Annotated in this window: 10 protein-coding genes; 2 read left to right on the top strand and 8 right to left on the bottom strand. The window is 68.8% G+C overall.

Annotated elements, in window-relative coordinates:
* From MJ785_RS16430 to MJ785_RS16400, 7 genes are all read right to left on the bottom strand, one after another.
* The coding region (locus tag MJ785_RS16430) for a type I-E CRISPR-associated protein Cas6/Cse3/CasE (protein ID WP_239381634.1) at nt 1-491 on the bottom strand (491 nt) is incomplete at its 3' end.
* 6 nt (nt 492-497) lie between these two features.
* Complete coding sequence (gene cas5e / locus MJ785_RS16425; protein ID WP_239310851.1) at nt 498-1,310, bottom strand: type I-E CRISPR-associated protein Cas5/CasD; 813 nt, start codon at nt 1,308-1,310, stop codon at nt 498-500.
* Nucleotides 1,307-2,449, bottom strand: a complete 1,143-nt coding sequence (gene cas7e, locus MJ785_RS16420; RefSeq protein ID WP_239381632.1) for a type I-E CRISPR-associated protein Cas7/Cse4/CasC — start codon at nt 2,447-2,449, stop codon at nt 1,307-1,309. The genes cas5e and cas7e overlap by 4 nt, the downstream gene beginning before the upstream one ends.
* A gap of 88 nt (nt 2,450-2,537) precedes the next feature.
* Complete coding sequence (casB, locus tag MJ785_RS16415; RefSeq protein WP_239405048.1) at nt 2,538-3,194, bottom strand: type I-E CRISPR-associated protein Cse2/CasB; 657 nt, start codon at nt 3,192-3,194, stop codon at nt 2,538-2,540.
* Nucleotides 3,191-4,816 carry a type I-E CRISPR-associated protein Cse1/CasA gene (casA, locus tag MJ785_RS16410; RefSeq protein ID WP_239381630.1) on the bottom strand — a complete coding sequence of 542 codons (1,626 nt, stop codon included), beginning with the start codon at nt 4,814-4,816 and terminating at the stop codon, nt 3,191-3,193. The genes casB and casA overlap by 4 nt, the downstream gene beginning before the upstream one ends.
* Nucleotides 4,813-7,650, bottom strand: coding sequence for a CRISPR-associated helicase Cas3' (cas3, locus tag MJ785_RS16405; RefSeq protein ID WP_239381628.1), 2,838 nt, complete (start codon nt 7,648-7,650; stop codon nt 4,813-4,815). Before cas3 ends, casA begins: the two co-directional genes overlap by 4 nt.
* A 233-nt stretch (nt 7,651-7,883) precedes the next feature.
* Nucleotides 7,884-9,512, bottom strand: a complete 1,629-nt coding sequence (locus tag MJ785_RS16400; RefSeq protein ID WP_239381626.1) for a plasmid pRiA4b ORF-3 family protein — start codon at nt 9,510-9,512, stop codon at nt 7,884-7,886.
* Between the two features lie 267 nt (nt 9,513-9,779).
* On the opposite strand from MJ785_RS16400, the gene MJ785_RS16395 reads away from it, so the two are divergent.
* A complete protein-coding gene (locus tag MJ785_RS16395; protein ID WP_239310858.1) occupies nt 9,780-10,031 on the top strand; it encodes a ribbon-helix-helix protein, CopG family in 252 nt (83 codons plus the stop codon).
* Nucleotides 10,031-10,411, top strand: a complete 381-nt coding sequence (locus MJ785_RS16390) for a type II toxin-antitoxin system VapC family toxin (RefSeq protein ID WP_239373150.1) — start codon at nt 10,031-10,033, stop codon at nt 10,409-10,411. Before MJ785_RS16395 ends, MJ785_RS16390 begins: the two co-directional genes overlap by 1 nt.
* Nucleotides 10,412-10,537: 126 nt before the next feature.
* On the opposite strand, the gene MJ785_RS16385 is transcribed toward MJ785_RS16390, so the two are convergent.
* Nucleotides 10,538-11,521, bottom strand: a 984-nt coding sequence (locus MJ785_RS16385; protein WP_239381624.1) for a LacI family DNA-binding transcriptional regulator, incomplete at its 5' end; no start/stop codon positions are given.

The raw sequence follows: 11,521 nt of genomic DNA, 5'->3' as shown, positions 1-11,521 counted from the left end.
CGGCTGGTCAGCCAGGCGATCTGGTGGGTTGCGGTCCGGTGCGGAACGCGGACGCCGCGCGGACGCGGCTGGGATAGGCGCTCTTTTTGGCTGACCGACGGGTTCATCGGCGTACGGGTGGAACTGACCGGGTTCGCGCGGAGCCGGAAGCGGAACTCCCGGCCCGTCTCGAGGCGGTCGAGCAGCGGCTGGTAGTCGCGGATGAGAGCCTGCGGCTCGTCGGCATGGGCCCAGCCGGCCTGTTCGATGAGGTGCTCCCACGATGGGGCTGACTCGGTGAGAACCAAGAGCTCCGCTCGGTACTCACGGCGCGGCCGATCGTGGGCCTCGCCGCGCGACGAGTCGCTTTCCAGACGCCAGAGAACACGCTCGCTGATCGGCTGGCGGCTGATGCCGCCAAGTACGGCGGCGTGCAATCTCTCCGGGCTGCTGAGCAGCTTCTGACTCTGTCGCCGCAGCGGGTTAAGCCATATTCGGGACAAATAGGTCACTGCCGGTCACCATCCGAGAATCGCGAAGGGGTCATGGCTGTCGGCCGCGTCGACAGCATCCGGGTTGTCAACGTGGGGCGAGGGAACGCGCACCCAGGTCTGACGGACCCGGCGGCTGGTGAAGGACCGGTCTCGGGGGTCGAAGCTCGTCGGCAGGTCCATCCGGATGTCGTCACCGGCGGGATCGTCGAGGGTGACGGGCAGGTCGAGGTGACGCGGCGGGGACTTCAGCCGTTCGAGCTGACGCCGCTGGCTGTGTCCGCCGTACCAGGGCACCTGGCCGAGGACGTCGAGCAGCCCACCGGTCCAGGCGGTCAAGCCTGGCTGGCCGACGGGTGTGAGCAGCACCGGTTGGGTCGGGGGGCAGGCTCGGCGGCCAAGCGCGAGGGGAAAGGCGGGATTGCGGATGGCATCGGCGAGGGCGACGAGGACGTCGTCGGGCGCGACGATCGCGACGATGAAGACGGCGTCCTGGAGGTAGAAGCGTTCGGTGACATGGGTGAGTTTCGCGGGCGATGTCGGCTTCTGCTTCCCCTTGGCTGTGACGGCGGCCGACGGCAACGGGCGGCCACGGTAGTCGCTGACGGTGTGGTAGTCGCGGAGCAGAGTCCCGGCCTGGTCGGTGCGGACCCCGAAGGTCAATGCGAGCAGGTCTTCGATCGGGTCGGCCCGCCGACGGCCCTGCGCGGCCGCGAGCAGGCCGACAAGACCGCTCTTCGTCGGCTCGGGAGAGGTTTCACGGCGGTTGAACATGCTCGGGCCGCCCCATGACTGGATCGGCCCGGCCAGCCGGAGGACCAGACAGGACGATGTGCTCATCGCGCCGCGCCGGTGAGGCGCTCCCGCGCGGCCACGGTCACCATCTCGACGACGTCCTTGAACGGCGTCGATGGGCCGAGCGTGCTGGCTAGATCGTCCGCGCCAGCGGTTGACGTGCTCGTGCTGTAGGTGGAGGCGACGAGCGCGGGCCGGCGTCCCCACAGCGAGGCGGCCTCGGCCAGCTCGTTCGCCAGCCGGTCGATGGAGGTCGCCAGGATGCTTCGGCTGCCGGCCCGTACGGGATTCTCGAACGCGGAGACGAGGTTGACCGGCTGGTCGCCGCGCAGGGCGACGGTGACGAGGTTGGGGACAGTACGGTGCGCGAAGGAATTCCTGTGTCCGGTCGGCATGGAGGTGGTGAACGCGGTGAGGAAGACACGCAGGGCCTCGACGGCTGCCTCCACGTCGCCGCCGAGGTTGTCGGCGAGTTGGTGCAGGCCGACGGTCGCATACCGGTAGAGCGTCGCGGACTGGAACTCCACCGTGCCGATCATTCCGGCGCCGGTCTCCTCCTTGAGGTTCTCGTCATCGACCGCCGTGTAGTAGTCGAACTCGACCTCGGCGGCGTGGGTGGACAAGGCGTGAGCGACCTGGGTCGCGGCGTCGACGTTCAGATCAGGCAGCTCAGCGACCATGCGTCCGAACAGGGCCACGTCGATCGGATGGCCGGTGCCGAGCACCTTTTTGATAGAGACGTGGCCGAGGGAGGCAGCGAGGGCCGTTTCGTCGAGCTCCGCGAGCTGAGGAAGGTCGGCTTCGATCAGGTCGATGAGCCGCTCGAGCTGCGGGCGGCCGAAGAACAGCAGATAGGCGGTCTCGGTCTCTTTCTTCCCGTCCTTGATGCCAAGGTCAGCGAGGAGAGCCTTGGTGATCCGGGCGCACGCCTCCGGGTCAGTGAGGCCGCGCGCGGCGATCCGCTCGCAGAGCAGGCCTGAGATCTTTTTTGTCCGGGTACCGAGCCGGGCTGGATCCACCTGATCACTGAACGCGGTGCGGGTCGCCCGCTTCCACGCCTGGGACGATACCCGCGCGCGCCTGACCCCACCGTAAATGGCTTGTTTCGGTGTGCCCGCGTCATCCCGGTTGAGGTTCGACGGGGGCACGGTCTGGAGAATATGAATGTCAACATAGAGAGGCATCGGTATGCTCTTCATCCTGATGGTATCGGGCGATGGTAGTGGGATCGGTACGGGCGCAACGGCCGCGGGGAAATGCGCGCCGCGGGTGTCAGTCGTTGGGGGTGGCGGAACCGCCGGGCTTGGTGCCGTCGGATTTGGCGCGGGCAGATTTGGCGCGGTTGGGCCTGGTGCTGTCAGGACCGCCGCGGTCACGGCCGAGGAAGTACTGTCGTCCCCAGTCGCGACGGACCCGGCCGATTCGCTCCGGACGCTGCCAATCGATGAGGTCGCCGAGCAGGGCGGTGTAGTCGAGCGGCTGGGAGATTTGCCGGAGCTGACGGACCAGGCCCCGGAGATGGTAGGCGCACTCGTCCAGTGATGTGGCGGTGGCGGCGGCGTTGAAGCGCCGGTCGACAGCCTCGACGCTGAATTTCTCGCTGGCCCGCAGCATCTGAACAGCTTTACCGACCCCGATGCCCGCGTCGTGCACCGACTTGGGCTGCGACTGCTGATGAATGGCATACAGGGTGAGGGCGGCGTGCTCGGCGCGCAAGCGCGCGCTGATCCCACCATCTGCCGTGAGGAGGGCGTAATGCTGCCACATCGAGGGGACGCTGCCCGGCTCGCGGCCGACACCGCGCCGCAGGGCGGCCAAGGCCGCGCCGTCCGGGCTTGTCCCCGACGCCGTCCGTTCCCAGAAGTATCGGACCTGGCTTCGTTGCTCCGGAACGGACGTGTCAGCGGACGGTGTGGCTTCGGTGGTCATGGGTTCCCCGTCGTAGGTCTGGATGCCGTGGAGGTGTCTTCCGGCCGGCCGAGGGCATCGTTGAGCGCGCGCCGGAACGACGCTTCGGCGGTCGCGAGCCGAGGCCCGAAGGGGGTGTCCGGGTCGCGGCCGAGGAATGTTCCCGGGCCCGCCCCCGCCAGGGCGGGTTCGGCGATGGCAAAGGCCAGTCGGCGGGCAATGGCCCGCCAGGCATCCTCGGCCTGTTCGGTGAGGTCGGGCCGCCGTTGGAGCCCGGCCAGGAGCCGATGGACGTAGGGGGTGAAGCTGTGGACGAGGGTGTCACCGAGCCGTTGGCCCTTGTCCCAGGGAATCTTCTCGCCGTGTTCGGCGGCTCGAAGGTCGTCCCCGAGCCGGTTGGCCGCGACTCGCAGCTTCTCAGCCTGCCCGACGACGGCCAGGATGGTGTCCCGGACCGCCGAGTCTCCCCCGGCGAGCGCGGCGACCGGTAGCGGGACACCATCGATCATGGTGTCCTCAATGATCGCCGACTGGTTGCCGTAGCTCACCCCCACGGTAAGTACCTGAAGGGGGATGTCGTCGGCGAGGTAGTCGTCCGTGCGGAGCCGGCCGAGCTGGGTGAGCAGCGACGGCGCGGTCATCCGCTCGCCGCTGGTCGGGATCGTGGCCAGCAGCGCCTCCAGGCCGCGCCAAGCGGACCGGCCCGGCTGGTGGCGGGCCGGCCGTACCGGCGGGTCTTCTTTCTTGGGCTTGTCAACCCGCCGCCAGGCAGTGTGGGGCTCGAGGTCGTGCGGGAGCGGCACGAGCCGGTCGCCGGCGGTCAGGACGACCCGGCTCACGGTGGGTACCGTGTCGCCGTGGTCGAGCACGAGCCGGACTCGGCGGGACTGCCAGGTGAGCAGGTCCAGCAGGCCCTGGGCGGACCGGGAGGCCCAGCGTCCGGTGGGGGGCTCCCGCCGCCACCAGGGAGCATCCCGCTGGCGCAGCCCCGCCGGCAGTATGGGCGTGTTGAGCAGCAGGGTCTGGAAGAGGGTCAGCCCGATCGGGATGACGACGCCGAGCTGGCCGACCGGACCAGTCGGGTTGCCGGTGGTTTTCCCGGCTTTGACCTTGTTGTCGTCGGCCGCGCCCGACTTGATGGCGGCGGTGTCCCAGCACTGGACGGCCAGTAGCGCTCGGACCGCCCGCGCTGGGCTGAGCGCTGGCGGGTCATCCTCGGTCCGGGCTGAGAACAACGGGACGTTGTTGCCCGCGGCGAGCCGAGGGATGAGCAGTGAGATCGGTTTTGTCTCGCCCTTTCCCGTGCGCAGCCCGGCGACCTGCCCGAACGGCTGGGTGGGATGGAATAAATCGAACCGGGCGGTGTGATCGCCGAGGTAACGGCTGATCGGGTCTCCGTCTGTGAATCTCCCCGTTTCCCAGCGCGCCGCCCACTCGTCGTCGTCACGCGGCGCGCCCAGCGCGTCCAGCATGACGGGTAGCAGGACCTGGCGGAGGACAGCGACGGCCTCCAGCGGGTCGTCGACCGCCAGGCCGTCGATCACGGCGGCGTCGGCGAAGGCGGTGGCCAGGCTGACGTCGGTGCGGTGACCGTCACGGATCACTGGAATCCACGGCTCGTGGATGAGGTCGAAGCTGGTCATCGCTCCCCCTGGCGCTGATACCGCAGACCGTGGTCGTTGTCATATGTCAGCAGATATTTACCAAAGGCCACCGACAGTTTGTCGTCGAGCACAAGCGCACGGGCGTGACGCAGCCACGGATCGTCTCGGGACCAGCCGGGGAGCGGGCCGAGCTCCGCCCGAGCGGCCGCGGTGATCGCTTCGATCGGCGGCAGCCGGATGGTCGCGCCGACAACTTCCTCGAGCAGCGCGTCGTCGCCGTTGACCGCCTCGCCGTTGGGCCCCAGCGGCCGGCCGGCCAGCGTCCGCAAGCCCCCGTCTGGCGCCCGCCGGACCAGGACCACCTCGACCGACTCGGGACCGTCGCGAACCACCGCGGCGATCCTCTCGTCGTCCTCCCGGGGCGCGGCCGACCGATCGTGCAGGCCATCCAGGGTCTTTGCGCCGAGCGCATCCACCCCGGCGAGAAGATAGTTCGCAGCCTTCGCGGCGCGTTCAGCTTCCTTGTCCAGCCAGTCCTGGCGGTACCGCTCAGCCGCCGCGGTCCAGGACGGCGGGCCGAGCGGATGCTCGCCGTACCCGTCGGCGACGAGTGCCGGGACCTGGGCGGGTATCGACCAGCCGGGACCGGCCACGGCGTCGAGGACGAGCGCCGCCGCGCGGACGAGCGGATGGTCACCGTAGACCGCCCGGCTTCCGGCCGGCCAGGACGGCAAGCCGGCGGCGTCCAGGCGCAGCCCGCTGACGATCAGGCGAGGCTGGCGCAGCCGGTGCGGCCGGTCGACGTCCGGCCGGACATGACGATGTAAACGTCCAACACGCTGGATCAGCAGGTCGATGGGCGCAAGATCGCTGACGAGCAGATCGGCATCAACGTCAAACGACTGCTCGGCAACCTGCGTCGCCACGACCACCAGCCGACGCGGTCGCTCGGCGGCCCCGGATCGGCCCGGTGGGCCGAGCTGGTCGACGATCCGTTCCGCCCGCTCGGCTCGGGCGGTCGCGACGAACCGGGCGTGCAGCAGAACGACGTCGGCGCCGAAGACGGGACGGAGCAGATCGAAGACGTCCTGCGCCCGGCGCACGGTGTTGCAGACCACCAACGCCCGTCCACCGTCAGCTACCTCGGCGGTGACCGCGTCCGCGATGCTTGTGGGAGCGAATTCCACCGTCTCGGCCAGGATCTCCACACGGACATCCGATGGTCTGTCCCGCCAGGATGCGCCCGACGTGACGCGGGCGTCGAGCCCGCCGTCGTTGCCTACGGCGACGGCGGTCAGACACGGATATCCGTTCGCCGCGGGTATGGAGCCCAGTTCGGGGTCCGGGTTTTGGGTCACGCCCTGCACATATGCCTCGATGAGGCGCAGGCGAAGGGCGGGCGGCAGGGTCGCCGAGAGGAGAATGACGGGCACACCGGCGTCTGCCAGCCAGCGCAGTGCTTCGAAGAGGAACTGCGCCATGTAGACGTCATAGGCGTGCACCTCGTCGAGAATCACCACCCGACCCGCCAGGCCAGCGTGGCGCAGCATGACATGCTTGGTCCGCGTCGCCGCGTAGAGAAGCTGGTCGACGGTCCCGACCGTGACCGGCGTAAGCAGGCCACGTTTCCCGCCCAGGAACCAGTCGGGCGCAGCCTCGCCCGATGCGGCGGGCTCGGCTGCGGGACCGGAGCCGTTACCCGCCGACGCCCAGCCGAAATCGTCAGGCAAGCCGTACTCGTCGAGGCCCTCGTCGATACCGGTGAACCGGGCCTCACGACGGAGCGCGGCCCATTCTTTGTTGAAACGCGCCCGGCCGTGGAGAAGACCGATGGGCACCTCCGGATCGACCTTCGTGAGCCAGTCCAGAACCCGGGTGAACATGGGATCGCTGGTCGCCTGCGTGGGCATACCGACGAACACACCGTCCGCGCCGAACCGCCGGGCCATCACCTCGGCCGTGACCAGCGCCGCCTCGGTCTTCCCTTCACCCATCGGCGCTTCGATGATCATCAGGCCTGGCGCCGGCATTTCCTCCGCGAGCGCGACAGCGGCCGCCTGCGTCGGCCGGGCGCTGCGCCCGAACCGGAGACGAACCAGATCCTTCTCGGTCCGCGGGGCGGGGTGGCTGGAGCGCCAGCCGCCCCGCAGGCCCAGGCTGGTCCACGCCGTTTCCGCGCGCCGCCGCGATTCCTCCAATGAAATTTTTTCCAGGCTGGGCTGGCCCTCGAAGTGCGTCTCATCGCTCGCTATCCAGTCCGCCATAATGATCAGACCGGATAAGGCGAGCTGCCCAGCCCGTCGCGGGCGGCTCACATTCACGAACGAGGTTAAATCGGTGCCGAGTTCGCGGGCGACCATGGCCACGAACGCACGTTGCGCTTCCCGCCACGGGCCTTCACCATGCGCGGACGGCGTCGGAGGCTGAAGGGTGGCGGTCGCCGGGACGATGCCGTGATGGCCCGCGATCAGTGGCCATACCCAGTTCCGCGTCTCCCGTGGCCAGCCAGCCTCCGCGGCGTACGTCCGCATGATCACAGCGCCGGCTCGGGCGTGATGCCATTGCCGGCTCTGATTGCGGGTCAGGCGACGCCAGTCGAGCCCCGCAACGCGGACCCGCTCCGCCAAGGCGTCGTCTTTCATCTGGAACGCCGGTGTCGCCTTACCGACGTCGTGCAGCCCACACAGCAGGGAGAAGAATAGCCGTCCCCGGCCGCCGCTATGGGCATCCAGCCGGTCTTTCACCGCCGAGGACAGGAACCGGTCCCACACCAGCTCGCCGACCGCCGCGGTATCGAGCAGGTGCCCAAGTAGGAGGTGAGCTGAGTTCTGCGCCTTGGATTTTCCCCACACGACGCCCAAGCCCGCATGCATCAGACTCCGTCCTATCGGTCAGGGGGCAGCATCCAGGACACAACCCCGCGCGTGCGGGGACGACACCGGTACGGCGCGCATCCAGGGATGACCCCAGCGGCTGAAGGCGATCCTGGCGACGACCTCGATACTCATTAATCTTGAGCTTTGCGGCCTACTGACTGCACAGGCCGGCGATGGGCAGGTTGCCTCCGCATGCGCGTGGATCTTCCCACGGGCCGGGAGATCCGCCGCTATCTCGGCGCGACCGGGCTGGCAGGCGCGAGATCTACGGTGGCCGCGTCGTCGGTCCCGACGTCATCCTGCTCCGGAACGAGTTCGGCGAGGCGCTTGTTGATCTCCTCACTGTCGAACGGCACCGAGCCGGGCTCCGAGTCCTCCGGGTTCCAGTACTCGACCGGTGCGTCACCTTTCCCAGCCAAGCAGACGATGCGGAGCGGCCCGGCTTCGACGGCGTCCGCGGCCTCGTTAAAGTCGAAGCCCTCCAACGTTACGGTGTGCTTCCAGGATGCGCCGAAATCGTAGAGATAGTCCAGCCGGGAGCCCACCCGCGGCAGCACGCGGTAGAGCGAGGTGCTGTCCTCGTCCTCGGCTTCGTCGATGTCACCGAACCTCAGCCCGTTCTCGGCGGTGAAAGCGTGGAGATGGTCTCCGTCCCAGCCGAACAGGGCCTGGATGACCAGGTGCAGGTCGGCAAGGCTCGCGGCGGCCGGGATCCGCACCCTGCGCCATGCTCGTGGCCGCCAGCCGTCCAGCTCGACCTTCAGCCGGAGGGCACGGGGCCGCCCGCCGGCCTCGAGAACCGCGTGGATGGCCTCGCGCAGCTCGGGTTCGTCCGGGTGCCCGCCGCCGACGGCTCTGGCCAGGCCACCGACCATGGTGACCTCGTCGAGAACGGCCTGTGTGCCGTAGCGGTGCAGGATGGCGAGCAAGAACTCGGTGCGCAGCCAGCGGGTCTGCGTGGCGTCGGGTTCATCGCCCAGCCCGTGGGCGAAAAGGGCGTCGACCGCGTGCGGCGCGAGCGTCGGCAGGTCCCGGACAGCCATCATCGCGGGTAGCATCTCAGGCCCGTGACAGATGACAGCCTCCACCACGACCCCGCGGGCGGCAGGCCCCGCGTCGGCGGCTGCTCGCAGTAGCTCGGTGAGCAGCCCGATGCTGTCACGCTCGCCTGTCCACTGAGCGAGCAGCATGTCGACCTGCTCGCTGCTGTCGGTCGCGACGAGGCGGGCGACGAGTTCGGCTGCCGGCAGCGAGGGCGTCACCTGAGACGCGCGCACGACCTCGTGAAGCCAACGGCCCAGCGGCGTGAGCGCGACGCGGCCGGCCCCGCTGTCCACTGCCGCGAACGACTCCAGCAGCCGCAGCACGCTGTCAAACCGCCCCATGCTGCCGCTGAACGAACCGAGTACGAGCGAGCTGGACATCCAGTCAAGGTCGTAGAGCCGGTCACGGAGTCGCTTGGCCACCTCGTCCTGACGCAGGCTCGGCTGTTCACTCAGGATCGACAGGAGCAGATGACAGGCAAGCAGCACCCCGGCCCGGTTCCGGTCGCGCGACTGGCTCCGGCAGACCTCCTCCAACGCCGTGGCCCAGGTGTTCAGCATGCTGGCATCGGTGTCGGTCCCGTCCGTGCCCGGAGAGACCGCGGTGTCCGTGCTTTCGGCGGGGGAATCCGCAGGGCAGGTGCCCACCGCGCGACCGCCGCCGATGACCAGCCAGCGGGCCGACCGCGCGGCCAGCCATGCAAGGTGTAACTCTGGGACGTCGGCCGCTGTGCGTACCTTTCCCGGAGCGGGCAGGCCCGCGCCGGCCGCGGCAGCCGCGACATCAACCGGTCGGAGCACCTCCTTCGCTGTCACGGGACGACCAGGGCCGACCCAGGCAGCGAGCCGCCGTGCGCGGGACAGCGCCTGACAACCAGCCGCGGCGCGGGCAAGCTCTGCGAGATCAGCGGGCGGGACTGTGACTGGAGAGGAAGAGATCACGGCCGTTAGCGTAGACAGCCTGGGCGGCCGTGACGTCATCGAGTCGGGGATGTCTGACGTGCCCTCGGAAATCGGCTCACCCAGCTCCATCCCGCCCCCGAGCAGCGCCACCTGTGCCGTCAAACGATGTAGGCTTACATCATGGCGCACCGTACACAGATCACTCTGGCCGACGAGCAGTACGAGCGGCTGCGGGCCGAGTCCCGGCGCAGCGGGCTCGGCCTCGCCGAGCTTGTGCGCCGCGCGGTGGACCGGGTGTACGGTTCGAGCCGCCCGGAGGAAACGGTGCGCGCTCTGGACGCCAGCTTCGGGAGCTGGACGGGCCGCGTGGACGACGGGGCGAGCTACGTAGAAGGGCTGCGGCGCGGGATGGCACACCGCCTCGCCGACTGATGGCAATCGTCGTCGACACCTCGGTGCTCATCGATCATCTCCGTGGCGACCAGGGTGCGCGCGGCGCGCTGCGCCAGGCCGCGCAGGCGGGGGAACGCCTGGTCGCCTCAGTCCTGACGAAGGTCGAGATATTGGCGGGGATGCGGGCGGGCGAGGAACATGCGACGCACCGCCTGCTGGACAGTCTCGACATGGTCGGAGTCGATGACTCCATGGCCGAACGTGCCGGTATGCTCGCCAATCGCTACCTGCGTTCCCATCCCGGTGTCGACCCTGTCGATTACGTCATCGCCGCGACAGCACAGCACCTGGACGCCGATCTGTGGACCCGTAACCTGAAGCATTTCCCGATGTTTCCTGGGCTCGCGGCACCGTATTGAGTGCCAGACACCCGCCTCGGTGACAACGTCAGCCTCAGCCGGAGACAGCCAGCGAGAGTGTCGTTCCAAAGAGCCGACGGCTCGGGCCCCATGGCCGGACCGGAGAGGTCAGCGCCGTGCGTCAGATCACGGCCCGCGTTTCTCACCGGCGGAGCCGCGGGCGACCAGCGTCGGTTCGAAAACGATGCTGACCGGCTCACCGGGGTGCTCAACGACGAGTTCGGCCGCCCGTCGGCCCATCTGGTACGAGGGCTGGGTGATCACGGTGATCCCGAGCGCGGTGGCCCAGGGAAAGTCATCCATGGTCAGGAACGCGATGTCGTCGGGAATGGCGAGGCCTCGAGCGGTCAACGCCGCGTGGACAGCGATGGTCAGGCGCCCGGTGGTGCAGGCGATCGCGTCCAACGGCCTTTTTCGATCATGTGCACGCGCGAGGAGCGTACCGACGGCGCGGTCGACCTCCTTCGCCGTCTCCGCTACGGTCACCGCGTCCTGGGGCAGGGGCAGATCGAAATCAGTGAAAGCCTGCCGCAGCCCCGCCGTGCGCTCGATCTGGGACGGACGGCCCCCGGAGGTGACGACACCGACGGACGACCGCCCGCACTCGGCCAGATGCACGGCCATCAGACGACCGGCCCCGACGTTGTTCAGACTGATCGAGTGCATGCCCTGCGGTGGGTCCCGCACGATGCGCGCGACGATCACGCATGGCGTGCCGTTCTCGGCCATGTGACGGGTACGGCTGTCGGTCCCCTCGCCGGTCGTCACGATCAGGCCACGCACCCGGTGTTCGTCCATCATCCGGACCAGGGCGATCTCATGATCGATCTGACGAAACGTGTTGGCGAACATGACGAGGCTGTCGTTAGCGGCGGCCACGTCGTCGATGCCACGGATCAGGTCGAGGTAGAAGGGGCTGCTCAAGTCGCGGATGACAACTCCGATCGTGCTGGAGCGTCCGGCGAAAATACTCCTGGTGAGCGCGTTGGGGGTGTATTCGAGACGCGTGACCGCCTCCCGCACCCTGATGGCCGTCGCCTCGGTCACGGCCCCGCCGTTGAGGACCCGGGAGACCGTGGCCGTGGACACGCCGGCGTGCGCGGCGACGTC

The organism is Protofrankia sp. CiT1 (genome assembly GCF_917627335.1).
GTDB lineage: Bacteria > Actinomycetota > Actinomycetes > Frankiales > Frankiaceae > Protofrankia.
Note: the sequence above shows the minus strand (reverse complement) of the source record. Positions and strands in the feature narration are given on the sequence as shown.

Bases quoted from the DNA above. Each gene is read 5' to 3' on its own strand.
- cas5e (WP_239310851.1), bottom strand. From the start codon at position 1,310: ATGAGCACATCGTCCTGTCTGGTCCTCCGGCTGGCCGGGCCGATCCAG.
- cas7e (WP_239381632.1), bottom strand. From the start codon at position 2,449: ATGCCTCTCTATGTTGACATTCATATTCTCCAGACCGTGCCCCCGTCG.
- casB (WP_239405048.1), bottom strand. From the start codon at position 3,194: ATGACCACCGAAGCCACACCGTCCGCTGACACGTCCGTTCCGGAGCAA.
- casA (WP_239381630.1), bottom strand. From the start codon at position 4,816: ATGACCAGCTTCGACCTCATCCACGAGCCGTGGATTCCAGTGATCCGT.
- cas3 (WP_239381628.1), bottom strand. From the start codon at position 7,650: ATGCATGCGGGCTTGGGCGTCGTGTGGGGAAAATCCAAGGCGCAGAAC.
- MJ785_RS16395 (WP_239310858.1), top strand. From the start codon at position 9,780: ATGGCGCACCGTACACAGATCACTCTGGCCGACGAGCAGTACGAGCGG.
- MJ785_RS16390 (WP_239373150.1), top strand. From the start codon at position 10,031: ATGGCAATCGTCGTCGACACCTCGGTGCTCATCGATCATCTCCGTGGC.